Source organism: Sphingobium sp. EP60837 (genome assembly GCF_001658005.1).
In the GTDB taxonomy this organism is placed as follows: Bacteria; Pseudomonadota; Alphaproteobacteria; order Sphingomonadales; family Sphingomonadaceae; genus Sphingobium; species Sphingobium tyrosinilyticum.
On the sequence record NZ_CP015987.1, the window covers coordinates 187593 to 212428 of the forward strand.

Annotated in this window: 17 protein-coding genes and 3 pseudogenes; 10 read left to right on the forward strand and 10 right to left on the reverse strand. The window is 60.5% G+C overall.

Going from position 1 to position 24836, the window contains the following annotated elements:
* Positions 1 to 45: 45 nt before the first annotated feature.
* On the reverse strand, positions 46 to 1308 hold the full coding sequence (locus tag EP837_RS14005; protein WP_197486391.1) for an MFS transporter: 1263 nt from the start codon (positions 1306 to 1308) through the stop codon (positions 46 to 48).
* Positions 1309 to 1506: 198 nt separating this feature from the next.
* On the opposite strand from EP837_RS14005, the gene EP837_RS14010 reads away from it, so the two are divergent.
* The gene (locus EP837_RS14010; protein ID WP_066529860.1) at positions 1507 to 2088 is read left to right on the forward strand and encodes a nitroreductase family protein; all 582 of its coding nucleotides are present in this window, start codon (positions 1507 to 1509) and stop codon (positions 2086 to 2088) included.
* Positions 2089 to 2163: 75 nt separating this feature from the next.
* On the opposite strand, the gene EP837_RS14015 is transcribed toward EP837_RS14010, so the two are convergent.
* The 4 genes from EP837_RS14015 to EP837_RS14030 all read right to left on the reverse strand — a co-directional run bounded on the left by EP837_RS14015 (position 2164) and on the right by EP837_RS14030 (position 7186).
* Positions 2164 to 2934 carry an SDR family NAD(P)-dependent oxidoreductase gene (locus EP837_RS14015; protein ID WP_066529865.1) on the reverse strand — a complete coding sequence of 257 codons (771 nt, stop codon included), beginning with the start codon at positions 2932 to 2934 and terminating at the stop codon, positions 2164 to 2166.
* Positions 2935 to 2960: 26 nt separating this feature from the next.
* The gene (locus tag EP837_RS14020; protein WP_066529870.1) at positions 2961 to 3365 is read right to left on the reverse strand and encodes a VOC family protein; all 405 of its coding nucleotides are present in this window, start codon (positions 3363 to 3365) and stop codon (positions 2961 to 2963) included.
* Between the two features lie 42 nt (positions 3366 to 3407).
* Positions 3408 to 5942 (reverse strand): TonB-dependent receptor, encoded by a 2535-nt coding sequence (locus EP837_RS14025; protein WP_066529873.1) that lies wholly within the window; start codon positions 5940 to 5942, stop codon positions 3408 to 3410.
* A gap of 185 nt (positions 5943 to 6127) precedes the next feature.
* Entirely contained in the window at positions 6128 to 7186 is a 1059-nt protein-coding gene (locus tag EP837_RS14030) for a hypothetical protein (protein ID WP_066529876.1), read from the reverse strand.
* Between the two features lie 296 nt (positions 7187 to 7482).
* On the opposite strand from EP837_RS14030, the gene EP837_RS14035 reads away from it, so the two are divergent.
* The 4 genes from EP837_RS14035 (at position 7483) to EP837_RS14050 (ending at position 12263) form a co-directional block, all read left to right on the forward strand.
* Positions 7483 to 8376, forward strand: a complete 894-nt coding sequence (locus tag EP837_RS14035) for a phytanoyl-CoA dioxygenase family protein (protein WP_066529878.1) — start codon at positions 7483 to 7485, stop codon at positions 8374 to 8376.
* Positions 8377 to 8655: 279 nt separating this feature from the next.
* Positions 8656 to 9453, forward strand: coding sequence for an SDR family NAD(P)-dependent oxidoreductase (locus EP837_RS14040; RefSeq protein ID WP_066529880.1), 798 nt, complete (start codon positions 8656 to 8658; stop codon positions 9451 to 9453).
* Between the two features lie 64 nt (positions 9454 to 9517).
* Complete coding sequence (locus EP837_RS14045; protein WP_066529882.1) at positions 9518 to 10327, forward strand: SDR family NAD(P)-dependent oxidoreductase; 810 nt, start codon at positions 9518 to 9520, stop codon at positions 10325 to 10327.
* A gap of 424 nt (positions 10328 to 10751) precedes the next feature.
* Positions 10752 to 12263 carry an MFS transporter gene (locus tag EP837_RS14050; RefSeq protein WP_066529885.1) on the forward strand — a complete coding sequence of 504 codons (1512 nt, stop codon included), beginning with the start codon at positions 10752 to 10754 and terminating at the stop codon, positions 12261 to 12263.
* Between the two features lie 393 nt (positions 12264 to 12656).
* Here the strand turns inward: EP837_RS14050 and EP837_RS14055 are convergent, their stop codons facing one another.
* Complete coding sequence (locus EP837_RS14055; RefSeq protein WP_066529886.1) at positions 12657 to 13217, reverse strand: 3'-5' exonuclease; 561 nt, start codon at positions 13215 to 13217, stop codon at positions 12657 to 12659.
* A gap of 45 nt (positions 13218 to 13262) precedes the next feature.
* Positions 13263 to 13907, reverse strand: a complete 645-nt coding sequence (locus EP837_RS14060) for an alpha/beta hydrolase (RefSeq protein ID WP_066529889.1) — start codon at positions 13905 to 13907, stop codon at positions 13263 to 13265.
* A gap of 782 nt (positions 13908 to 14689) precedes the next feature.
* On the opposite strand from EP837_RS14060, the gene gltB reads away from it, so the two are divergent.
* The gene (gltB, locus tag EP837_RS14065) at positions 14690 to 19336 is read left to right on the forward strand and encodes a glutamate synthase large subunit (protein WP_066529891.1); all 4647 of its coding nucleotides are present in this window, start codon (positions 14690 to 14692) and stop codon (positions 19334 to 19336) included.
* A gap of 62 nt (positions 19337 to 19398) precedes the next feature.
* The gene (locus EP837_RS14070; protein ID WP_066529894.1) at positions 19399 to 20835 is read left to right on the forward strand and encodes a glutamate synthase subunit beta; all 1437 of its coding nucleotides are present in this window, start codon (positions 19399 to 19401) and stop codon (positions 20833 to 20835) included.
* A gap of 370 nt (positions 20836 to 21205) precedes the next feature.
* Here the strand turns inward: EP837_RS14070 and EP837_RS14075 are convergent.
* A pseudogene (locus EP837_RS14075) lies at positions 21206 to 21508 on the reverse strand (tyrosine-type recombinase/integrase); the annotation flags it as partial.
* A gap of 77 nt (positions 21509 to 21585) precedes the next feature.
* Between EP837_RS14075 and EP837_RS14080 the strand changes: the two are divergent.
* From EP837_RS14080 to tnpC, 3 genes and pseudogenes are all read left to right on the forward strand, one after another.
* A complete protein-coding gene (locus EP837_RS14080; protein ID WP_225870650.1) occupies positions 21586 to 22008 on the forward strand; it encodes a transposase in 423 nt (140 codons plus the stop codon).
* Positions 22005 to 22358 carry an IS66 family insertion sequence element accessory protein TnpB gene (gene tnpB / locus EP837_RS14085; protein WP_066529904.1) on the forward strand — a complete coding sequence of 118 codons (354 nt, stop codon included), beginning with the start codon at positions 22005 to 22007 and terminating at the stop codon, positions 22356 to 22358. The genes EP837_RS14080 and tnpB overlap by 4 nt, the downstream gene beginning before the upstream one ends.
* A gap of 67 nt (positions 22359 to 22425) precedes the next feature.
* A pseudogene (tnpC, locus tag EP837_RS14090) lies at positions 22426 to 23985 on the forward strand (IS66 family transposase).
* Between the two features lie 30 nt (positions 23986 to 24015).
* On the opposite strand, the pseudogene EP837_RS14095 reads toward tnpC, so the two are convergent.
* Together EP837_RS14095 and EP837_RS14100 are read right to left on the reverse strand one after the other, a co-directional pair.
* Positions 24016 to 24354: pseudogene (locus EP837_RS14095) on the reverse strand (integrase); the annotation flags it as partial.
* A 218-nt stretch (positions 24355 to 24572) separates the two neighbouring features.
* The gene (locus EP837_RS14100) at positions 24573 to 24827 is read right to left on the reverse strand and encodes a hypothetical protein (RefSeq protein ID WP_066529910.1); all 255 of its coding nucleotides are present in this window, start codon (positions 24825 to 24827) and stop codon (positions 24573 to 24575) included.
* Between the last annotated feature and the right edge of the window lie 9 nt (positions 24828 to 24836).

Sequence of the window (24836 nt, forward strand, 5' to 3'; positions counted from 1 at the left end):
TGCAAGAGTGAAGGCGCAAAATTGTAAAGCGGCGTAGTGCGCAGGTCAGCCTGGGTCCGCGGGCGACAGATATCCGCCACACACATCCGGTTCGGCCGCTCCCATCCGCGCAAGGTGTCGGCTGATCCCAAAGAACGCCGCCGCTGCCAGTAGGCAGGTAGCGATCAGCGTTGCGAACGCCGGTTCATAATTGCCCCAAAGGTCATGCAGCCATCCTGCCGCCGCCGACATGATGAAGGTGAAGGGCAGCGTCATGACGCCCAGCAGCCCCAAAACCTTGGGCAGCGCGTCGATGCCGAAGATCCGCACCACCAGGGCGCTGATCGGCGGAAACACCGACGCTCCGCAAAATCCGATCAGGAACGACGCAACGGTCAGGACCGGCAACCATCCAGTGATCGCGATCAGCGTCCACGCGAGAGCAAACCCCATTGCGGACAGGGCAAGCGTCGTGGCCGAGCCAACCCGGTCGCAGGCATAGCCCGCGACCAGCGATCCGATGATGCTGGCGACGCCGGATGAGGAAAGGAGCATGGCGCCCGTCTCCAGCGAAACGCCATATTCCTTAATGACTGGCAGCATGTGGGCCGATCCCGCGATAGCCGTGCCGTTCAATATGCCATCGCCCACTACGATCACCCAGAAGAGCATGCTGCCCAGAATGACGACCTTGGCCGACCCTGTAGGCGACGCGACCGTCTCCTGCTCATCCAGAAGCTCTTCGGGCGGGTCAGCGACGCCCAGCATGAGGGGCAGCAGCAGCAGGTGTATTGCGACGATCGACAGATAAAAGGCGGTCAGCCCATGCCGCTGGATGATGTCCACGCCCAGCAGCGGAAGGAAAGTGACCAGCAGGGGAAGGTAGGCGATGCCCATCACCTTTCCGCGGTCATGGGGATACCAGCCGCTCGCAAGGACAGCGGGAGGCAAGGCTGCGAAGAGCGCAGAGCCCGGTCCGATCAGCAATGCACAGGCGGCCAGCGCCAGCGCCATCGTCGGCGCGAAGGCCAGGGCGAGATATCCCAGGAGCGACATCGCCACGCCGCTTGTCATGACGGACCTCAGGCCATAGCGGCTGATGAGGCCAGCCATCATCGGACCCAGGGCCGTCATGGACAGGACGGTCAGGGACAGCCCCATGGTGGCCGTACCAAGGGACGCATGATATCTCTCCTGCATCGCGAGGACGCTGATGCCCAGTCCACCGAACGCGCATCCCGTGCCGACATTCTGCGCGAGCATTGCCCGGACCAGCATGCCGCCGCGTCCTTGCCTGACCGGCTGGCCGGCCGCTATGGCTTCAGTCATGCCCATGGGCTTCGGCAACGCGGGTGCGGAACGCTCCTGCGGATGTGGCGAGCAGTGAGAATAAGGAGTGATGGGCGTTGTCTGTCATGAAAGATGATCTCTCAACTCAGTAGAATAGTTGACAGTTGACAACGTTTAGTCAAGCCTTTCGTCGCGTCGCCGCGAAACCGCAACGGATTTTGGAGGATAGTAACTGACATGACGACCCACCGGCAGACCGATACCGCCTTGGAGCCGATGTTCCTCCACCGCTGGTCGCCCCGTGCATTCGACGGATCGGACATGCCTGCGCAAGACTTGCGCACGATATTGGATGCGGGCCGCTGGGCGCCGTCATCCTTTAATTATCAGCCCTGGCGTTTCCTCTATGCAACCCGGAATGACGCGGAAAACTGGCAGCGTTTCCTCGACCTCCTGATCCCGTTTAACGCGATCTGGGCAAAGGACGCGTCGGTCCTGCTGTTCATCCTGAGCGAAACGACGATGGGCGCGCCGGACAAGCCGAGCCATTCGCACAGCTTCGATGCAGGAGCGGCCTGGGCCGGCATTGCGCTTCAGGCGCATTTGCTGGGCTATCATGCCCACGGAATGGTGGGGATCGACATGAAAAGGACCAGAACGGAGCTGGGGATTCCTGATGGTTTCAGGATCGAGGCGGCGGTGGCGATCGGACGTCGGGGCGATCCTGCCACGCTGGCCGAAAAGCTGCAGGCGCGCGAGGTGCCGAGCGATCGCAAGCCGCTGGACGAGATCGCCTACCCAGGCAGCTTCCGCGGCTGATGCAGGGGATGGACAAGGGCCGGACGAACGACATCGCGCCGGCAGGACCATGATCCGGCATGAGCAGGGAGGTTTCTAGAAGTTCACCCGGGTGGACATCGATCCGTCGATGACGATGTTCGCGCCGGTCGTGAAGCTCGACCAGGGACTCGACATGAACAGCGCCATCGCAGCGACATCGTTCGGCGCGCCCATCCTTCCGACCGGGATCAGTGACTGCATTGCGTTGAAATAGTCGGGCTTTTCCACTTGCATCCGGCCCAGGCTGCCTTCCTCATCATAAATGAGGCCCGGGGATATGGAATTGAACCGGATCTTTTTGGGCGCATATTCCCGAGCAAATCCCTTTGTCAGGTTGGTAAGCGCAGCCTTCATCGCCGAATAGGCGCTGGGCGCGCCCACCTCGGTCGCCGCAATCGACGAAATGGCCAGGAACGACGCGTCGCCCTTTGCGGCGGCGGCAGCCTCTAGAAAGGGGCAGACCGCCGCTGCGGCATTCACCGCGCCTATCACGTCCGATTCAAAAGCCTTGCGCCATGCAGCCTCGCCATTGCCTTCCACCAGACTGCTGGCGTTGGCGACATAGGCGTCAATGCCGTCAAGGGCGGCGGCGGCCTCGTGGATGAATGCTTGCAGGCCTTGCGCGTCAGCGATGTCGACCGCTGCTCCGAAGACCGAGACATTATGCGCTTCCAGCCGCTTGACCACGCCCGCCACGCGATCGGCATCACGGCCGCAGATTGCGACCTTCGCGCCCTCGGCAGCAAACAGTTCGGCCATGGCCCGGCCTATGCCACGGGTACCGCCGGTGATGACGGCGGTCTTGTCTTTCAGTCCTAAATCCATAATCAGCCTCCGCCTTGCATCGCCTTTTAGAGGAGTTGGACCACCTCGATCAGATTGCCTTCGATGTCCTTCACGAAAGCAACCTTCACGCCATGGTCTGAACGGGATTGCACCGGCTCGATGAGTGTCGCCCCTGCTGACTGCGCCGTTTCGACGAACTGATCAATGTCCGCGGCCACGAAGCCAAGGATCACGGCCTCGCTCGCGGACCTTGGCGCATCCAGGAACTTCGTCAGCGTGAAACTCCCGGTGCCCGGCGGATCGGAACGGAAATAGATTTCCTGGATCGGGCGACCGGCGATCTGGTCTTCGCCGCGCCCTTCCTCTTCCAGGCCGCATAGCGTGGCATAAAAGCGGGCCATGCTGTCGGCGTCTTCAACGATCAACTTTGTAAAAGCCAGCGGGATCGCTCCACCTGAACCTGTGGACATATGCTCTATTCCTCGATGTGATGAACGGTCGATTGGGATGGATCAGCCACCGAGAGCATAGCGCAGACGGAGGCCGTACATTCTGGGTTCGCCATACAAAGTGGCGTTGTAATATTGGGATGAATAAGTGTTGCTGTTGCTCACCCGATACAGCTTGTTGGTGAGGTTGGTGCCATAAAGACCAATGTCGACGCGGCTGCCGCCGACATTGCGCCAGTCGAGTGACAGGCTAAGCGTCCCGAATGCGGCCAATTTCTCGCCCGGCTTCATGCTGGCCGGAACGACCGTGGCTTCGGTGTGCTGCGAGGCTGTGTGCGCATAGTTGAAGAACATCGATATCGTGCCGAGATCGCCGCCAAGTGGCCGCTCCGCCGATACATGGACGCTGTAGATATAGGGCGATACATATTGGAAGGGCAGGCAAGTCAGAACCGCCGTGCCGCCGGGACTGACGAGATTGCCAGTGCAATCCTGAACCGGGATGTTTGGCTGATAGTCGTAGCGCTTATATTTGGCATCCGTGTAGCTGAACGTGCCGCCGACTTCGAGACCAGGGAAGGGGCGCAAGGACGCCTCCGCCTCGACGCCCTGTATTCTGGCGTTTGCCCTCAGGATCTGCGCGCCGCCAGCGCCGGTCGCAGGATTGAAGTCGCCAGTCGCGCGCTGAATATCGCGGTAGTTCATATAGTAATAGGTCGCATTCAGGCGAAGAGGCATGTCGGCGATGCGCAGGTCCGACTTGAACCCTCCTTCATAAGAGGTGACATATTCCGGCGTGAAGGTGCGAGTGTTGTCAAACACCGCGTTCGCATTGACGCCGCCTGCCTTGTAACCGCGGCTGATCTTTCCATACAGGAGCAGTGCTCGGGATACTCTATAATCAACGCCGATATTCCAGGTCGGTGCATTGGTTTTGAGCGTGGCTTCAAAGCCGCATTCGCTCTGGTCAGCCACGATCGCGTTGGTGGCGAGGCAGAACGCGCCGCCGGGGAAAGCCAGATAATAGTTGGATGAGCCGGTAATCCTGTCCCAGGTGTGGCGATATCCGCCTGTCAGTTTCAGCTTCTCCAGCGCGGGCGTGACCAGCCCTAGATCCAGCGTCGCCTGCGCGTAGAGCGCCTTCGATCGGTTGGCGATCGCATATCGGATGTCATAGCCGCTGCACGTGACATCGCTGCCGGTGAACGCGGCCGGGCAGAAGCCGACGGTGCCGGCACCCTGCTCGCCAACTGGGCGCTGGTCGTAAAGGAATCCGCCCGCCGTGAAGGTCAGCCGATTGTCGAGAAGATTGCCTTGCAGCTGTAGTTCTTCGGTGAAGACTTTCAGATCGTCACGGGGGATGCGCGCTGCGGTTGCGTTGAGATAGGTGATCGGTGTCCCGTCCCCCGGGAGGACCGCTTGGCCTGGAGCTGGATAATTGCGGGGATCGCCATCGTCAAACTGGAAAACTGTTGCGTCACTATCGATGCTGTAGTTCGTTCTGAACCGTTGGTAGCTGATGATATTCCGTGCGGTAAGCTCGTCCGTCAGGTTGAGCGTGGATGTATTGGTGATGCCCCAAGTCTTCGTTTTTTGAAAGGAATCCACGCCGTGCGCGGTTTCGCGCGGACCCCGCGCGGCCGCTTCGGCCACCGAAGCGCGATAGACGTCGCATGATGCTATTGCGCCGGGGATCGTCGGCCCTTCATAACAGAATGGCGTGGGATTTCCCGCCCCATCCGTGAGTGATTGAAGACCGGCTATGTTGATGTCAGTGCTGACAAGACCAGTGCCATGGGTCCGTGAATAGGCGCCATAAACCATGGTATAGTTTTCGAAATCCTCGAACGGCTTGAGCGTCAAGCCGACTCGTCCTGAATACCAGTGAAGATTGTCGCGATCCGTGTTCCAGATCACATCATGGCTATAGCCGTCGCGATCCTGATAGGCTCCGGCAACGCGCAGAAGGACCTTGTCCTCTATGACGGGAAGATTGAGCGCGCCCTCAAGCTCCCTGTTGTCGTAATTGCCGATCTTGGCCTGGACATATCCCCCAAAATCGTTCGTCGGCTTCCTCGGAACCAGCAGAACCGCGCCGCCGGTTGTATTGCGCCCGAACAGGGTGCCTTGAGGGCCGTTAAGCACCTGGACATTTTCCAGGTCCACGAAATTGCCCGGCCCGCCTTGTTGCGGGACCGAAATCGGGGCTGGGAGCGGCACTTCGTTCAGATAGACGACCACGCCAGGAGACGCCTGGAACGTCGCGCCCTGACCGCGGATCGTGAAACTTTGCGCTTCGCGTGACGGATTGCCGTTATTGCCGACGACCAGCGACGGCACGCTTGCTTGAAGATCTTGCGCCTGCGTCACGCCCTGCTGCTGGAGTCGCTCGGGAGAGAAAGCGGTGATGGAGATCGGGACGTCCTGCGCCCGTTCATTGCGACGCTGCGCGGTCACGACGATTTCGTTGGCCGGTGATGACGCGGCGGAATCGGCGGCAGAAGATGGCGAAAGTTGAGCTTGGGCCGGACCGCCAATCCAGATCGCCGTCATCGCGGTAGTGCAAAGAAGAACACCATTCTGCACGGATCGTAGCATCGCAAAAAATCCCCCTTGGTTTATGACTTAACCCTTTGTGAAAAAGGAACGCATCGGCTCGACTGGCTGGTATCTATTGAACATGACGAGGCATGCCCCGGACGACACGTCCGCGATTTATGCTGGGACTGGCGGCCGATGATCGATCCGCCAGCCATTCCCGCTTTGATTTTCCTCAGTCGCCCTCAGGCGGCCAGAACTTCATTTACATCAGCCGGGACATTGGTCGGCCCGTTGACCGCATAAGCCTGGCTGAGCATGCCGATGAACGCCCGATCGTTCATGGGGTCGGTCGGCATTTTGAACGGCACCCTCCGCTTGCGCAGGTCATCCAGCAGCATGTTCAGCGCCTGCTCGTGCGTGATGTCGTCGGTATGGTCGAACGTCCGCTTCAGATCCGCCATGTCCATGAATACGCGCGCGCCCCAGTGGACGAGCAAGCGGATTTCCTGCGGCGGGATCTGCTGCGTAACCTCGCCAAAGGTTTCGATCCGCCAACCGCCTTCAACCGTCGGGTCGACGCCGATCTTGCTGGAAATGTCGAGGCCTGTGGGACGGCGCATATTCACAGGGCCAGTCGCCTGAGCATGGTGGAACATCATCTCGTTTTCAGCGACAACGGCGCGGCCCCACATCGGCGCGGTAACCTGCCGGGGCTCGCCCCGCGGACCGTCCGGCCAATAGTTGAACCCGCCCCCAATCTTGCCCTTATAATACCAGCCGGTAACCTGAGCCTTTTTGCTCTGCCAACGGCGGAACAGCCCTGACTTGGCCATGATGAGCAGCAGCCAAAGGGGCGTATTTTCCATCGTCATGCCGCGGAAAACGGTGCCGTCGAGATGCGGCGGGCCGCCGATCGGCGTCGGACCTTGCAGGTTGAACAAGAAGGTTTCGGGTTCCGCATATTGCGCCCCCCAATATTTGCGCACCATGTCGAGAAACTTGGAATTATAATAGCAATCTTCGATTTCAGGATAAAAGCAGACGCCCCCCCGCGCAAAATATCCCCTGAATGTTCCATTTAGGATCATGTCCCAGGTCAGCGTCACGCCTTCAGGGATAACGCCGCCAGTCGTCGCGATCACTTCTTCGGGAGACTTGAAGTTTTCAGCAAGGATGAGCGGCCAAGGCCCATGGTCACGCACGACCTGGATAAGGCGATCATACTGATCGTCGGTATAGGCGTTTTCAATGACGTAAGGCGGCGCAACGGGGCGGAATTGGTCGGCAAGATCAGTGGTCATCGGTCCCTCCTCGATTAGATGACGCGGCGATCGTCCCAGCGCGCATGGCAAAGTAGCAGCAAGCCCGAGTCGATCAGCTGGCGACGATAAAGCTGGACCATAAGTTGACGATCGTCAACGGTTTCGCATTTCCGTTTCTCTTTTGTGAGAATAATAGCGCGCCAGGTGGATAGCGCGCCCCTCTTTCCTGCACCAATTTAGAATGTTGACGACCGTCATCTATTGGCGATAAGAAGGGTCAGGATTGTCATCGATAGCTGGTCGCCAGGTGGGCGACTGCGCCAGAAAGGAATGTCATGGGCCTTCAAACCTTGGATCGCGATTGCACCGTCGAAGAAATAGTCGCCGCAATGGAGCGGGACGGCGCCTGCATCATCCGCGATGTGCTTTCTCCTGAAGATCTGAAGGAATTGCAGGAAGAGACGGCACCCTGGATCGAGCAGACGGCTGACGGCATGGACGACTGGTCGGGCCGCAAAACCAAGCGAACGGGCGGCTTGATTGCGCGCTGTGCATCGGTCCGCAAGATCGCCGTCAATTCCATGATCGTAAGTGCGGCGAACGCCACACTTCGTCCATACTGCTCAAAGATACAACTGAACATCACGCAGCTCATCACTATCATGCCCGGGCAGGGCGCGCAGCCACTTCACCGCGACCGCTTTGTATGGGGCGGCGACGACAGCGGCGGTGTGATTCCAGAAGGTATCGAGCCGCAATGCAATGGAATTTGGGCGGTAGAAGATTTCACTGCTGAAAATGGCGCCACCAACATCGTGCCGGGAAGCCATAAATGGCCTTTCAGCCGTCAGGCTCGCCGCGACGAGGCAATCCCGGCCGTGATGAAGGCGGGGTCGGTCCTGCTGTATAACGGCACCGTCATCCATGGCGGCGGTGAAAATCGCAGCAAGGGCCCTCGAAAGGCGTTGAACGTTACTTATACGCTCGGCTGGTTGCGGCAAGAGGAAAATCAGTATCTCTCGTGTCCGCCCGAAATTGCGAAAGATTTCGACCAAGAACTGACGGATCTATTAGGATATTCCTTCGGGAACTACTCTCTGGGTTTTTACACGGACCCTCGGAAAAGGGACCAGTTTAGCGATATCGTGCCGCCCGAGGTTGCACTTGGCCGCTGGCCTCGCGAAATCCCGGAAATGGCGCAGACGGATGCCGTTGCTGAACCTAGCTGAATACCGTGCGCAGCAGTCCACCAAATAATCGGGCGGGCAGTTGTGCCATCGTTAGCATGCGCAGCGGCGGACCTTCACCACATTCGATAAACGGCGGGGCCTGCACGCACGCTTTAAACATAAGCGTTCACCTTGATTGGTTGAACCTGCAAGCCAGTCTGGCGCTGATTTAGATCCTCCCGATGGGAGAATTTACACCTTGCGCCAAGTTGCTGCGGAATGTGCGTTGCTGCGGATGCAACGGGGAGATCGCCACGCCTTTACTATGGAGACAGATTGATGGTGGATGTACGACTTGAAGGCAGAGCAGCAATCGTTACCGGCGGGGGAGATGGTATCGGACTGGGTATTGCAAAGCGCCTCGCCCGTGCCGGCGCATCGGTGATCATCGCGGAGTTCAGCGAAGAGAAGGGCGAGGCTGCAGCTGCGGCCATTCGCGCGGGCGGAGGCCGAGCTGATTTCATCCGCACCGACGTCACAGATCGCAGCCAGATGGAAGCGGCGGTCGACGCCGCTGTCAGCCGCTTTGGCAGCGTCGATATTCTGGTGAACAATGCCTATAGTGGTGGGACATTCTCGCGCGCGGAAGCAATGTCCGACATCCATTTTCATGGATCTTTCGCGATCAACCTTTTTGGCCCGAAATGGGCGATGGATAGAGCCTTTCCGCATATGAAGGCCAAAGGCTGGGGCCGGATCATCAACATATGCTCGCTCAATGGCGTCAACGCGCATGTCGGCACGGTTGACTACAATGTGGGAAAGGAAGCGCTTCGGACGCTGACGCGAACAGTGGCGCGTGAATGGGCAGTCTTCGGTATTTGCGCGAACATCATCTGCCCTGCAGCAGCTTCGGCGTCATTCCGCGAGTTCGAGCAATTGCAACCTGCCGCCGCATCATCTGCGGCCGCTGCCAATCCCATGGGCCGCATGGGCGATCCAGAAGCCGATATTGGCGGCGTTGCCCTGTTCCTAGCCAGCGAAGATGCTCGGTACCTCACTGGGAACACGCTGTTCGTCGATGGCGGGGGCCATATCAACGGCGTCGCCTGGGCACCTGAGTTGCCGGACGCATGAGCGCACATTTTTGAAAATTGTTGGCTCACGCGATGCCAAACACACCGTAGATACAGGAGAATCGATGAAAAAGGTCGCACTGGTTACAGGAGCCACGCGGGGCATCGGTAAGGTCACTGCGCTGGCATTGGCCGCTCAGGGATTCTCCGTCGTTGTGACCGGCCGCACTCTGCAAGCGGGGCAGGGGTCGGTCGGCGATGGCGAGTTCGTTCCAGGCAGCATTGAGGAGACCGTTGCAGCGATTGAAGCCGCAGGAGGTGTGGCGCTTGGCGTCAAGCTCGACTTGCTTGATCGCTCCTCAATCGATGCTGCGCTTGACGCGACAATCGCACAGTTTGGGCGTCTTGATGTGCTCGTTAACAACGCGATTTATCAAGGGCCGGGCATCATGGACCGGCTTGCCGACTTTACGATGCAGCAGGCAGAGGATAATTTTACCGGCAGCGTCGTCAATCAAATGTATATCAGCCGGCAGGCAATCGTGCACATGGCGCGCAATGGCGGTGGCCGCATCGTCTTCGTCACCAGCGGCGCCGCGGTGATGCCGCCCCCGGTTGGCGCAGGATTGCTCTACAGCGCGAGCAAGGCGGCACTGAACCGCATTCCCGGCTTTATAAATTACGAGCACGGGCCAGACGGAATTTTCGCCTTTCTTGTCGAGCCGCAATTCACCTTCACCGACAGCATGGAGGCGCGCTGGGGCAGTGAAGCAGCCGCCACGATCGGTGAAGGACATCCTGCTCGCCGCCCCGAGGAAACTGCGCAGACAATCACATGGCTAGTGACGCATCCGAGCGCCGGTCGCTTCGCCAATGGCGAGATGCTCAATGCGCCTGATTTCTTTGAGATCAACGATGTCGCTCGTGAGCCGTAGCCTCTGGCGATCCAGTTCATAACTGAATCTCCGTCCGACTGCGTAGTTCGTAAACCTATAACATGCACAGCCCTAGTCGCCGCCACCCACGATGGGACGGAAGAGATGACAGATTACGACAGAATGCTTCGATTGTGTAGGCGTGCAACATTCGAACATCGTTCGGATGATCGAATGGCTATCGCATCTGTGCGGAACGACATGCAAGAGATCGCGGAGATACGAAGAAACTCGTCGCACAAATATGGCGAATGTCTGCCTTCGGTGAAGTGTCTTCCTTTACCAGACTTTATCTACGCTGCGACAAACGCCCGCTATATTGCGAAGGTGTCGTTGATTACTTGCCGAGGCGGTGACGATCCGGATTATCAGATGAAGTCACCTTCCCAGGACCTCCAAGTGAATTAGGTGCATCGTCAACGCCATGACTACTCAATCCAGCCGCTGGCTCATCCTTGCAGCCGTTCTGTTGGCTTTCGTTCCGATAGCCATAAACATGACGATCCTGCACATCGCGGTTCCACCGATGACGCTGGCGCTTAATGCCAGCGGCAGTCAGATTTTGTGGATCATTGATATATATCCGCTGATCATGGCGGGACTTCTTGTGCCGATGGGCGCTCTGGCCGACCGCGTTGGACATCGTCGCCTATTGCTGAGCGGTTTGGCCGTGTTTCTCGTGGCATCCGTGATCGCGGCCTGCGCTTCGATTGCAGAGGTCTTGATCGGCGCGCGTGCATTGTTGGCAGTCGGCGGCGCAATGGTGCTGCCCAACGTGCTCGCGATCATCCGGCAGACTTTCGACGATCCCCAGGAAATGGGACTCGGACTGGGTCTCTGGAGCACCGTGGCGTCTGCCGGTGCCGCTGTCGGTCCTCTTGCTGGCGGTCTGCTGCTTGAGCATTTCTGGTGGGGAGCAGTTTTCCTGAGCAACGTTCCCGTCATACTTGCGGTATGGTTGCTAGCCTACGTCACCCTGCCCAGCCACACACTGGAAGTTCAGGGGAAGTGGCAGCTAGGGCAGGCGCTGGTTTTCCTTCTCGGACTTATCAGCGCGATCTTTGCGATCAAGTCAGGCTTCAACGTGGACAGCCGCCCAGGTCTGAGTTGGCTGGCTGCAGGAATGGGACTTGGCCTTCTGGGCTGGTTCGTGCGCCTGCAACTGTGCAGCCGCAATCCCATGCTGGATCTGCAGCTTTTCTCCACTCCCGCAGTCAGTATGGGGGTGGTTACTGCAATGGTCGTGTCCGGATCGCTTGCCGGCATCGAAATGACAATCGCGCAGGAACTGCAGTTCATAGTTGGCCTTACGCCGCTGCAGGCCGGACTGTTTCTGCTGCCGCTGATCCTCGCCTCGGCTATTGGCGGTCCGGTCGTCGGGTATCTGGTCGGCATCTTCGGCCTGCGCCAGGTGGCGGCGTTCTCTCTGTTTATTTCCGCCATAAGTCTCGGAGGGCTCGGAGTAAGCGACTTCGCCGCCGCGGGAGTTGGGGTGGCTGCGCTGTTGTTCTTCCTCGGTCTGGCCTTGGGAATAGGCCTTACGGCATCTAGCTTGGCCATAATGAGCAGCGTGAGGCCTGAGAAAGCTGGCGTCGCAGGTTCTCTTGAAGGCACCGGCTACGAGCTCGGCGCTGGTCTGGGCATCACGCTTTTCGGCGTGCTGCTGTCTTCCAGTTACGCGAATTCGCTCCGATTGCCCGAGCACCTCGTCGGACATCTGCCATCCAGCGCGGCCCACTCGGTAGGAGAGACGATCGCCGCGGCTCGAAGGATTGGACTGGACGACAATGTGCTAAAAGGGGCGATCAGCGCGGCATTCTCCAGCGCCCACTCCGCCGTTCTCTTGACCGGTGCGCTCGCCTTCGGGTTGGTAGGCATCACCGTCTTTGTGGCGCTAAGGCACTACAAACCGCTTGAGGGCACCTCCGCGCACTGAGATGTTTGATCCCGACCCCTGGCCAGGATCGGATACTTTATAGGGTACAGTCACGGCACGATCATCTCCGCTTAGGGACAGGATCCGCTGTGATGCAGCCTAACGCGATGTTCTAGGCAATCGTGACGTCCGTCCGGTCCGATATGTGGCAGCTCATCGTCACACCGCGACGACCGCGCAGGCTGATCGACAGTTTTCGTCGAGACCCGACATTCCTCGAAGCAATTTCGACGACCGAATGTGGCCGACAGTCGCAAAAATAGCAGACGGGCCGGTGCTGGAGATCGAAAGTCGGGCGCTGAATGGCGCCAAAGGGTCGAAGCCTACGTCAAGGCGCGACTGCGCGGGTCATCATACGCTCGTCAGCCAGCGCCCGGCGTAACGCGGGTGTGATCAGCTACGCACAGCGTTCCATGCAACCGCCTCCGCCTCGGCCACGACCTCCATCCAATGCTGATGCTCGTCCTGCGCATCGGCGAGCGCCCGGTGCGCAGGCTGGCCTTCCTTGCGTCGTACCTTGATGAGCGTGAGCAGGTCATCGATCTCTATGTGCAGGCGTTCGGGTGGAAACACTCGGGTAAGGATCCTTCTCGCGACCTCTGCGCGGGCCTCCTCTGTGTCGCGGATGCGTAGCGCATGGCGCGGCAGCTTGGCCGCACGCAGTAGCGCGCTTAGCCATTTTCCGTCCCATGACGGCGCGCTGGCGAACAGGACGTGGCCGGAAAGCTGGTCGACCATGCGCCGTGCGACCTCGTCATGCGGGGCGCCCTCGGTTTCCAGCGTTTCGCGCGGGATATGGTGCACGGCCTCCGCCTCCTCGTCCCAGTCGGTCCACTGCGCGGCCGGGCGGATCAGGTGGCTTTCGCTGGTTCCGTTGTCAAATACCCAGGCGACCTCGATCGGGTAGCTGAGTTTGGCGAGAGACGACGCTTCGAAATCGAGAAAGACGAACATGGAAGAGGTAGCCTCGGACGGTGTGTCAGGCTTCACCGGCACGCCTCAGTAAAGCGCGCGACGTGCGAAAGCCGTCGCGGCGGAAAGCCCGTCCGGTCCAACACTATGACCGATGCCGGGCGACACGTGGTTTTCCACGACCACGCCGGCTGCGGTGAGCGCGGTGGAGGCCAGTTCCATCGAGCGGAACGGGACGACGTCGTCCACCGTGCCGTGGATGAGCAGAATGGGCGGGCGGCTACGGATGTCTGTTTCCAGCTGTTCCGGTGCGACGAGCATGCCCGACATGCCGATGATGCCGGCAACAGGATGAGGTCTGCGCAGACCGACATGAAGCGCCATCATCGCTCCCTGACTGAAGCCGACAAGCAGGAGGCGGTCGCTGGCAAGAGCTGCCTTCTCCAGTTCCGCGTCGATGAAGGCGTCAAGTGTTGGCGCCGCCGCTGCGGCGCCGGCCGCGCGCTCGGCCATTGAAAAGGTCTCGATCGGCCACCACTGATGGGCCGCTGCCATGTGAGGGATTTGCAAAGGAGCGTTCGGCGCCACGAAGGCCGCCTGTGGAAGGGAGGGCTGCATCATCGCCGCAAGCGAAATGAGGTCTTCGCCGTTGGAGCCATAGCCGTGGATCAGGATGATCAGGGCGTCTGGCCTCGAGCCTGATAAAGGGGCGAGGCGGGGGCCGTCGAGCAAAAAGAATTCCTTCCGGTGGACGGGGCGACCGGCCGCGCCTGGTCGAACCCTAGACGGACCGCATCATCTTAGGCAAGAGAACGGCACTGAACGCCACCGCATCAGATATCAGGCAGCCCCTGTGCAGCGAAAACCTATCCCTTGAGCCCTATCACTTTTCCATGAGCGTGCCTGCTTCGTTGGCGGAGATAGCGGTGGATCCTTCATCTCCACGAGGCCTCCAGTCGATCGGGACCGCAGCAGGGGCGCCTGGACGACCTTCGCAAGCGAGCGCTTGGCTATGGCTTAGGGTTAGCGGACCTTCCGCTTGGGAGAACGCAAATTTGGCGGCTGAATGGCAACAAAGGGTCGTTGAGCTAACTGCTATCGCTCGACAAGCCCGCGTGAAACTTAGCTAAAGGCAGCAGTCTGGCTCGCTTGTGCGATCTCGACCGAGATGATGCAGATCGCCAGTTCGCATGGCACATCATCACTATTGGTCGCTTATGACGTGGGCGTTCGAATAAGGTGCAATAAGTCGGCGCGGCCGGTACGCACTAGATAATTAAATTCGCTTATGAATAGCGACGATCGGCGCCAATGGGATCGCCCGCAGCTGTTGGCCGCTATTCACACTGCTTTACGGTAGTCATTGCCGTACTCCATCGGAATGATCCTACTCTGTTTCCGAGCACGCGGCGATCGCCACCTAACCTTTTTCGCCGCAGAATCGAGCGGTGGGTATTCAATTGTCCATCGCGGAAGTATGGCTCCCGGAAACGTCGGCACAGAACGGAACTTGAATGGCATACCCGGGCAAACAAGGTTTATATGATCCTGGCAATGAGCATGACGCATGTGGCGTGGGCTTTATTGCGAACATCAAAGGATTAAAAACCAACGATATTGTTCGTCGTGGCCTGGAGATTCTGCACAATATCGATCATCGCGGCGCGGTAGGCGCGGACCCGTTGGTGGGCGATGGGGCGGGCATCCTGATCCAGATTCCCGATTCGCTGTTTCGCAACTGGGCGTCCGGCGCGGGCGTCGATCTGCCGCCGCCGGGCGATTATGGCGTCGCCATGTGCTTCCTTCCGCGCGATGCGGAAGCCCAAGCGGCGGCCGTGCATCAGCTTGAGCGCTTCATCGCCAAGGAAGGCCAGATCCTGCTTGGCTGGCGTGACGTTCCCGTGACGTTGGACGGACTGGGTCAGACCGTTCTCGACGAGATGCCGACGATCCGTCAGTGCTTCGTGGGTCGCGGCGCGAATGTGAAGGATCAAGATGCGTTCGAGCGCAAGCTGCTCGCGATCCGCAAGCAGACGCAGAACCCGCTGAAGGAAATCGCGGAGAAGCAGGGGCTGAAGAACCTGGCCGACTTCTACGTGCCGTCTTTCTCCACCCGCACCATCGTCTACAAGGGCTTGCTGCTGTGCGACCAGGTCGGCAGCTTCTATGACGACCTGCGCAATCCGCTGACCCAGTCGGCGCTGGCGCTGGTCCACCAGCGCTTCTCGACCAACACCTTCCCCTCGTGGAAGCTGGCGCACCCCTATCGCTTTATCGCGCATAATGGCGAGATCAACACGGTTCGCGGCAATGTGAATTGGATGAACGCGCGCCGCCGCACGCTGGAATCGCCGCTGCTGGGCGCGGACCTCGACAAGATGTGGCCGCTGATCCCGCATGGCCAGTCGGACACGGCCTGCCTCGACAATGCGCTCGAACTGCTGGTCGCGGGCGGATATTCGCTGGCGCAGGCGGTTATGATGCTGATCCCAGAAGCCTGGGCGGGCAATCCACTGATGGATCCGCAGCGCAAGGCCTTCTACGAATATTACGCCGCGCTGATGGAGCCGTGGGATGGCCCCGCCGCTATCGCCTTCACCGACGGCCGTCAGATCGGCGCGACGCTGGACCGAAACGGTCTGCGCCCGGCGCGCTTCATCGTGACCGACGACGATCATATCGTGCTGGCGTCGGAAAGCGGCGTGCTGCCTTTCAAGGATGAGAATATCGTCCGCAAGTGGCGGTTGCAGCCGGGCAAGATGCTGCTCATCGACCTGGAGCAGGGCCGCATCATCGAGGATGAGGAAATCAAGGCGCAGCTCGCGCAGGCTCATCCCTATGAGGATTGGCTGAAGGAAACCCAGTATAAGCTGGAGGAGCTGCCGGCTTCGCTGGGCGAAGACCTGCTGCCCGCGCGCGGCAATGACGCCGCCGCCTTCCTCGATTGTCAGCAGGCGTTCGGCTATACCCAGGAAGATGTGCTCAAGTTCCTGGAGCCAATGGCGCGCAATGCCGAGGACCCGATCGGGTCGATGGGCGTGGACACGCCGATCGCGGTGCTGAGCCAGAAGTCGCGGCTGCTCTACGATTATTTCAAGCAGAATTTCGCCCAGGTCACCAACCCGCCGATTGACCCGATCCGCGAGGAACTGGTGATGAGCCTGGTGTCGATGATCGGTCCGCGCCCGAACCTGCTTGGCCATCACGCCGGCACGCACAAGCGGCTGGAAGCCGCGCAGCCGGTGCTGACTGACGCAGATCTCGCCAAGATTCGCGGTATTCATGAGGTGATGGACGGGGCGTTCCGCACCCAGACGATTGACATCAGCTGGCCCGCGACCGACGGCGCGGCCGGGCTGGAGCGCGCGATTGAGCGCATCTGCGGGCAGGCGACCGAGGCTGTGCTGGCTGACCAGAACATCCTGATCCTGTCCGACCGCAATGTGTCGGCGGAGCGTATCGGCATCCCCGCCGCACTGGCCACGGCCGCCGTTCACCACCACCTGATCCGTCAGGGCCTGCGCATGCAAACCGGGCTTGTGGTCGAGACGGGGGAAGCGCGCGAAGTGCATCATTTCTGCGTGCTGGCAGGCTATGGCGCGGAAGCGGTGAACCCCTATCTCGCGTTCGAGACGCTGGAGCAAATCCGCCAGAAGCAGAATCTGCCGCTGTCGGCTTATGAGGTTCAGAAGAACTACATCAAGGCGATCGGCAAGGGCATATTGAAGGTCATGTCCAAGATGGGCATTTCGACCTACCAGAGCTATTGCGGCGCGCAGATCTTTGACGCGGTGGGCCTGAATTCAGCCTTCCTGGAGCGCTATTTCACCGGCACCCAGACCACGATCGAAGGCATCGGCTTGTCCGAGATCGCCGAGGAAACGGTCAGTCGGCATCGCGAAGCCTATGGCGACAATCCGATCTACCGCAACATGCTGGATGTGGGCGGCGCCTACGCCTATCGCGTCCGGGGCGAGGAACATGCCTGGACGCCGCAGAGCGTGGCGTCGCTCCAGCACGCGGTGCGCGGCAACAATCCGAAGGAATATGAAGCGTTCGCCGCGTCCATCAACGAACAGAATGAGCGGCTGCTGACCATTCGCGGCCTGATGGACTTCAAGTTCGCCGACCAGGCGATCCCGCTTGAAGAAGTCGAGCTCGCCAGCGAGATCGTGAAGCGCTTCGCCACCGGCGCGATGAGCTATGGCTCCATCAGCTGGGAGGCGCATACCACCCTGGCGATGGCCATGAACCGGATCGGCGGCAAGTCGAACACCGGCGAAGGCGGCGAAGATCCGATCCGTTTCAAGCCGCTGCCGAACGGCGATTCCATGCGCTCGGCGATCAAGCAGGTCGCGTCTGGTCGCTTTGGCGTCACGACCGAATATCTGGTCAATGCCGATGACGTGCAGATCAAGATGGCGCAGGGCGCAAAGCCGGGCGAAGGCGGCCAGTTGCCGGGTGACAAGGTCGACAAGACCATCGGCAAGACCCGCCATTCGACCCCTGGCGTCGGCCTGATTTCGCCGCCGCCGCACCACGACATCTATTCTATCGAGGATCTGGCGCAGCTGATCCACGACCTGAAGAACGTCAATCCGGGCGCGCGCATTTCGGTCAAGCTGGTGTCCGAAGTCGGCGTCGGTACGGTCGCGGCCGGCGTGTCGAAGGCGCGGGCCGACCATGTCACCATCTCGGGCTATGAAGGCGGCACCGGCGCATCGCCGCTGACCTCGCTGACCCATGCAGGCAGCCCGTGGGAAATCGGCCTTGCCGAGACGCAGCAGACGCTGCTGCTCAATGGCCTGCGCACCCGCATCGCGGTGCAGGTCGACGGTGGCCTGCGCACCGGCCGCGACGTCGCCATCGGCGCACTGCTCGGCGCGGACGAGTTTGGCTTTGCCACGGCTCCGTTGATCGCGGCTGGGTGCATCATGATGCGCAAATGCCATCTCAACACCTGCCCGGTGGGCGTCGCCACGCAGGACCCCGTGCTGCGCAAGCGCTTCACCGGCCAGCCCGAGCATGTAATCAACTATTTCTTCTTCGTCGCGGAAGAGCTGCGGGGCATCATGGCCCAGCTCGGCTTCCGCAGGATCGACGAAATGGTGGGTCGCGTCGACAAGCTCGACATGCGCAAGGCGATCAGCCACTGGAAGGCGAAGGGCGTCGACCTGTCGCGTCTGCTGCACCAGGTCGAGCCCGACAAGGGCCTCACGCTGCGCAACACCGAAGGGCAGGACCATGGCCTTGACGCCGCTCTCGATCAGGACCTGATCAAGGCGGCGCAGGATGCGCTGGAAAGCCGCACCCCTGTCCGCATCGAACGGCCGATCCGCAACGTGAATCGCACCGTTGGGGCAATGCTGTCGGGTGAAGTGGCGCGTCGCCACGGCCACGTGGGTCTGCCCGACAACAGCATTTCGGTGAAGTTCGAGGGCGTTGCTGGCCAAAGCTTCGGCGCATTCCTGGCGCATGGCGTGACGCTCGACCTGACCGGCGACGCCAATGACTATGTCGGAAAGGGACTGTCGGGTGGCCGCATCATCGTTCGCCCGCCGGAAAATGCAAAACGCGTTCCGACCGAGAACATCATCGTCGGCAACACGGTGTTGTACGGCGCGATTTCGGGCGAAGCCTTCTTCCGGGGAGTTGGTGGCGAGCGTTTCGCCGTCCGCAACTCGGGCGCGATTGCGGTCGTAGAGGGCGTGGGCGACCATGGCTGCGAATATATGACCGGCGGCGTGGTCGTGGTGCTGGGACAAACCGGGCGCAACTTCGCGGCCGGCATGTCGGGCGGCGTGGCCTATGTCTATGACCCGGATGGCAGCTTCCGCTCCAAGGTCAACGCGGCGATGGTTGATGTCGATCCGGTCCCCCCGACGGCATCCGATGACGATGGCCTAGGCCGGCCGATGCAGCGCGGCGTCGACGTGCATGATTGGGGCATGGGCGACATGCTCCGCCATGATGCGGACCGCCTGCGCGTCCTGCTGGAACGGCACAAGCTCTATACCGGATCGGAACGGGCGGCTGAGCTGCTGGCCGATTGGCAGGGCACGTTGGGCAAGTTCGTGCGCGTGATGCCGAAGGACTACCGCAAGGCGCTGCAAAATATGGAGGACGAACGCCTCGCAGTGGCTCCCGTAGCCGCCGAGTGATCGTCCAGGGGAAGCGGCGCTTCCCCCAATTCGCGACAGAATAGAGAAGTTGGAGAAAGAGTTTGGGCAAGCCCACCGGTTTCCTCGAGGTTGAGCGCAAGGATCGCAGCTACACCGCGCCCGAGGAGCGTCTGAAGCATTGGAACGAGTTCGTCGTTCCCCTGTCGAATGAAGAAATCCGCGACCAGGCCGCGCGTTGCATGGCCTGCGGCATCCCCTTTTGTCATAATGGCTGTCCGGTGAACAACATCATCCCGGACTGGAACCATCTGGTCTATGAGGATGATTGGAAAACGGCGCTGGAGACGCTGCACAGCACCAACAACTTCCCTGAATTCACCGGCCGCGTATGCCCCGCCCCGTGCGAGGCGAGCTGCACGCTGAATATCATCGACACGCCTGTCACAATCAAATCGATCGAATGCGAGATCGTCGATCGCGGCTGGCGCGAAGGCTGGATCGAACCGCAGCTGCCCGCGCGCAAAACCGGCAAGCGGGTCGCGGTCGTTGGCTCCGGCCCGGCAGGTCTTGCCTGCGCGCAGCAGCTTGCCCGCGCCGGTCATACCGTCACGGTGTTCGAAAAGAATGACCGCGTCGGCGGCCTGCTGCGCTACGGCATTCCCGACTTCAAGATGGAAAAGCACCTCATCAACCGCCGCGCCCAGCAGATGGAAGCGGAAGGGGTGGAGTTCAAAACCTCGACCGAAGTCGGCGTCGCAATCTCGATGGAGGCTCTGCGCAGCAATTACGATGCGGTGGCGCTGGCAGGCGGCGCGGAACATCCGCGCACGCTGGATATTCCCGGCAGCGAATTGGCGGGCGTGCGACTCGCGATGGAATTCCTGACGCAGCAGAACAAGCGCAACGCGGGCGACGATGAACTGCGCGCCGCTCCTCGCGGCACCCTGTCGGCCAAGGGCAAGCATGTCGTCGTGATCGGCGGCGGCGATACTGGGTCGGACTGCGTCGGCACCTCCAACCGGCAAGGCGCGGCTTCGGTCACGCAGCTGGAAATCATGCCCAAGCCCCCAGCGGTAGAAGAGAAATCGCTGAGCTGGCCGCACTGGCCGCTGAAGCTGCGCACCTCCTCCTCGCATCTGGAAGGCTGCGAGCGCGATTGGGCCGTCACCACCAAGCGTGCGATCGGCCAAAACGGGCAGATCGAGGCGCTTGAATGCGTGCGCGTCGAATGGGTCGACGGCAAGATGCAAGAAATCCCCGGCAGCGAGTTCGAGCTGAAGGCCGACCTCGTCCTGCTCGCCATGGGTTTCGTCGGTCCACGCAAGGCCGGCATGGTGGAACAGTCGCGCGTGGAATTGGACGGGCGCGGCAATGTAAAGGCCACGATGCTGGATTATATGACTAGTGAGCCTGACGTCTTTGCTTGCGGAGACATGCGCCGTGGGCAGTCGCTGGTAGTCTGGGCGATCCGAGAGGGGCGGCAATGCGCTCGCGCAGTCGACTTGCACCTAATGGGCGAAAGCCACCTTCCACGCTGAGCCTGGCGGCAAATGATCAATGCTGTGAGGGGTAGCTCATCGGTTCATCGCTCTGAACGAGGCTCTTTGTAAGATCAAGTCCCGGCGTCAGGCGTAAGCTGCCCTTCTGCACTTGAGAAGCCACCATCGGTCCTTGAACGGCAAAGAAGGGTCGAGTGCGGAATTAACGACGTGCTGCGATGTGCCAGCTCGGCGCGCCCTAATGACGGCGCAAAGGTGCGATAACGCCCAATATGTGCAATCCGACCTTCTGCTTTGCGCCAATCCCGGTCGCTTAGGTGAGGATAGCTGCTTCCTGAAAGCGATCATTCCCATAGGATGTAATAATTGGGGCTCGGCTCGTGCGACCGGACGGGCCGAGCTCCTTCAATTAAATTTCGATGCCTTCCGCTAAAGTAAGGGCATCTTCTACATCGACTCCAAGATATCGGACGGTGTTCTCGATCTTGGTATGCCCGAGCAGAATCTGGACAGCGCGGAGGTTGCCGGTCGCCTTATAGATAATGGACGCCTTCGTTCGGCGCAGGGAGTGCGTTCCATAATCCTCTGCCCGTAGTCCGATTTCCGTTACCCATTCGTCCACCAGCCGGGCATATTGCCGAGTGCTCAGGTGATTTGAATGATTTGTCCGGCTTGGAAAGGCAAAATCATCGACCGATCCACCTCGGCGCTCGTAAGCGCAAAAACCTCCCCACATTTTCGTAAGCGCTGATCTGGCTATGTTTTGCCCCTCGTCTGAGGGGTATCGTAGTGGCTGATGATGTAAGAACATTCGAAACTGGTTTCGAAAGGCAGGAGGGGCAACGCCCCTCGCGGATGGATGTCATTCCCGCAGGGCCGATGCGGCGCCGCTGGACGGCGGAAGCCAAGGCACGGATCATCGCGTCGAGTTTTGAACCCGGCGCCAACATCGCGGAAATTGCACGAACGCATGGGCTGCTGCCACAGCAGCTCTACGCATGGCGGCATGACAGCATCCCGGGCAAGCGCCTGGCCAGCAAGAAGCTGGGCTTCGTCCCGGCGGTGATCGAAGATGCGGACGGCACCGGTTCCGCTGATGGTGGAGGCGACGAGATCGTGATCCGCACGGCCGCCCTTGCGATCCACGTGCCGCCGGGCGCGAGCGAGGATCATATCGCCCGGGTGCTCGCCGCTGTGAGCCGGTCGGGATGATCATCCCGCCAGGGCCGCTCAAGGTGATGGTGGCGACAAAGCCGGTCGACTTCAGGAAAGGTGCCGTCAGGCTCGCGGCGCTGGTCGAGCATGAGCTCGGACTCAAGCCATTCTCGGGGATGGTCTTCATCTTCCGCTCGAAGCGGGCGAACAGGATTAAGCTGCTGGTCTGGGACGGCACCGGCCTGGTGCTTGTGAGCAAGGTCTTGCAGACCGGAGGCTTCCATTGGCCCCGGGCGCATGATGGCGTGATGCGGCTGTCGGCATCGCAGGCGTCGGCCTTGTTCGAAGGGCTGCAATGGTCGAAAATGCACACGCCGCGCACCCAGGTTCCGGTGACGACGCGATAGGTCGCACGCCTGATTCCCCTGATCGATAGGCCATTGCGGACCGCCCAAAAACTGCCAGAAATGGGGCATGTCCGCCACGGCAGCCGACCTTCCTGAGGACGTCGCCACCCTCAAGGCGATGGTCCTGGCCGGCCTCGAGCGTGAAGCTCGGATGCAGCATATCATCGACCAGATCACCCGCACGACATTCGGGAAGCGGTCCGAGAAGCTGAGCGAAGATCAGTTGGCGCTTGCCTTCGATGATCTCGACGTCGCCCGTGCTGAACTGGAGGCGCTTGGCGAGCAGGCGGCAGGCCAGAAGAAGGAACGGGCGCGGAGGGAAAGCGGGACAGCACGGGCGTCGTTGCCCGCGCACCTGACCCGGGTTGAGGAAGTGATCCTTCCAGACGAGAAGGAATGTCCCTGCTGTGGAGGCACGCTGCACTGCATAGACAGCGACATATCGAGCCGGCTTGATGTGATCCCGGTCCAATATCGCGTGATCGTCACGTCCCGGCCGAAAATGGCGTGCCGCGCCTGCAGCGACGGCGTGTTCCAGGCGCCCGCACCCAAGCATGTGGTGCCAGGCGGCCTTCCCACCGAGGCGCTGATCGCCGATGTTCTGATCAAGAAATATGCCGATCACATGCCCTTCTATCGGCAAGCGCAGGCGCTGCGGCGTCAGGGCATTGAGATCGACCGGGGAACCATGTGCAACTGGGCGGGCCGAGCCGCTGCCTGGCTCGGGCGCCTGACCGGCCGGATGAAAGCTGATCTCCTGACGGGCGCGAGGCTGTTCGTCGATGAGACCACCGCTAAGGTCCTGGCGCCCGGCACCGGCAAGGTGAAGATGGGATATCTCTGGGCGTTCGCTCGTGATGATGGCGCGCATGGGGGCACCGATCCACCGGCGGTCGTCTACACCTACATGCCCGGTCGCGGAAAAGTCTGGGCGGAAAAGCTGCTCGGGGAGTTCACCGGCATCGTCCAATGCGACGGCTATGGCGTCTATAAGCATATCGAGGCGCCGGACCGGAAGGGCGGCCCGGGCACGCTTGCCTTTTGCTGGGCGCACGTCAGGCGTGGCTTCTTCGACGATGCCAAGGGCGGCAACGCCCCTGTCGCCGATGAGGCGCTAAGGCGGATCGCCAGCCTCTACAAGATCGAGGCTCGTATCCGAGGTTCCAGTCCCGAACACAGGTTGGCGATCCGCCAGGCTGAATCCGCTCGGATCATCGCCGACATGCGACCCTGGCTTGAGGAAATGCTGCCCAAGCTGCCGCGAAGCTCCAACACGGCCGAGGCCATCGGCTACACACTCAACCACTGGAAAGGCCTCCTCCGCTTCCTCGACGATGGGCGGATCGAGCTGGACAACAACACTGTCGAGCGATCAATCTGACCGCTTACCCTCCAGCGGAAAAATGCCCTGTTCACAGGCCATGACCTGGGAGCTGAAAACTGGGCGACCTTCGCCAGCCTCATCGAAACCTGCAAGCTCGGCGGCATCAACCCTCAGGCTTACCTCACCGATGTCCTCGCCCGCATTATCCTGCGCGGCGACGCAGATCCGGTCGATGATCTGCTCCCCTACAACTGGGTAGATAGCCGCGCCGCCGCCAGCGCCGTCATCGATCAGGCCGCCTAACGCCTCCCAGTGGGAGTGTTTTAGCGCTTACCGGCGCTCAAGCCATCCCAAAAGGCTGGCCCTCGTGGTATCAGTCAATTCGAACTGCACAGGGCGCCCAGTTTTCTGCTGGATGACGAGGGCACGCGGGCGGATCACGCCACCGCTTACCAGATCCCCAATCCTGATTTTCACGATGTCGCAGCCGCGTAGTTTGCTGTCGATCGCCAGATCGAACAGCGCACGGTCGCGCAGGCGCCTCTCTCTATCGAGCCAAAAGCGAATTTCCCAAATCTGCTTTGGCTTCAAGGCACGTTTCGAACCGACCTTCCTCCCTGCGTTCCAGGCAGGGCGCTCTCCAAAAGCAGGATCATATACTGAATGTCCCATGACACATCTCCATCGGCCAATGCGGCCTCAGGAGAAACGACGCCTGCGATCCAGTCGCTCACTCAGATCAGATGACAGACCGCCTCGGACGATATCAGCAGGCCAACTGCAATGAGGGCAATGGCCACCAGTCGACGAGCGCCGAAGCCGCCTGCGCTGGCAAGCGTGAGTAAGCCGTCTTCTTCTTGTTCGATTGTCCGGAGCGCGGCGGCATAGCTTTACTCTTGATGATGAAGACGCTGCGCAACGAAGCCGGTGCCCGCCAACATAATACCCGCTATGACCCGCATGGCGATCCACCATGTAGGCCGACCGATTGCGATCGCTGTTGCGGTGCCGATCACGATCGCGAGGTTGGTCGCGACCACGAGGAAATAGAGCCTGCCGAAATGGAGGCGATGATCAGCAATGACCCGATACTGGACCAATCTGGCCTCCAGTTTGGGTTGGCAGCCATCAAGTATGATGCTCATAGGGCATCA

Excerpts from the sequence above, each read along its gene's own strand:
- EP837_RS14010 (WP_066529860.1), top strand. The coding sequence starts at position 1,507 with ATGACGACCCACCGGCAGACCGATACCGCCTTGGAGCCGATGTTCCTC.
- gltB (WP_066529891.1), top strand. The coding sequence starts at position 14,690 with ATGGCATACCCGGGCAAACAAGGTTTATATGATCCTGGCAATGAGCAT.
- EP837_RS14035 (WP_066529878.1), top strand. The coding sequence starts at position 7,483 with ATGGGCCTTCAAACCTTGGATCGCGATTGCACCGTCGAAGAAATAGTC.
- EP837_RS14030 (WP_066529876.1), bottom strand. The coding sequence starts at position 7,186 with ATGACCACTGATCTTGCCGACCAATTCCGCCCCGTTGCGCCGCCTTAC.
- EP837_RS14025 (WP_066529873.1), bottom strand. The coding sequence starts at position 5,942 with ATGCTACGATCCGTGCAGAATGGTGTTCTTCTTTGCACTACCGCGATG.
- EP837_RS14050 (WP_066529885.1), top strand. The coding sequence starts at position 10,752 with ATGACTACTCAATCCAGCCGCTGGCTCATCCTTGCAGCCGTTCTGTTG.
- EP837_RS14020 (WP_066529870.1), bottom strand. The coding sequence starts at position 3,365 with ATGTCCACAGGTTCAGGTGGAGCGATCCCGCTGGCTTTTACAAAGTTG.
- EP837_RS14100 (WP_066529910.1), bottom strand. The coding sequence starts at position 24,827 with ATGAGCATCATACTTGATGGCTGCCAACCCAAACTGGAGGCCAGATTG.
- EP837_RS14015 (WP_066529865.1), bottom strand. The coding sequence starts at position 2,934 with ATGGATTTAGGACTGAAAGACAAGACCGCCGTCATCACCGGCGGTACC.
- EP837_RS14040 (WP_066529880.1), top strand. The coding sequence starts at position 8,656 with ATGGTGGATGTACGACTTGAAGGCAGAGCAGCAATCGTTACCGGCGGG.
- EP837_RS14005 (WP_197486391.1), bottom strand. The coding sequence starts at position 1,308 with ATGACTGAAGCCATAGCGGCCGGCCAGCCGGTCAGGCAAGGACGCGGC.
- tnpB (WP_066529904.1), top strand. The coding sequence starts at position 22,005 with ATGATCATCCCGCCAGGGCCGCTCAAGGTGATGGTGGCGACAAAGCCG.
- EP837_RS14045 (WP_066529882.1), top strand. The coding sequence starts at position 9,518 with ATGAAAAAGGTCGCACTGGTTACAGGAGCCACGCGGGGCATCGGTAAG.
- EP837_RS14055 (WP_066529886.1), bottom strand. The coding sequence starts at position 13,217 with ATGTTCGTCTTTCTCGATTTCGAAGCGTCGTCTCTCGCCAAACTCAGC.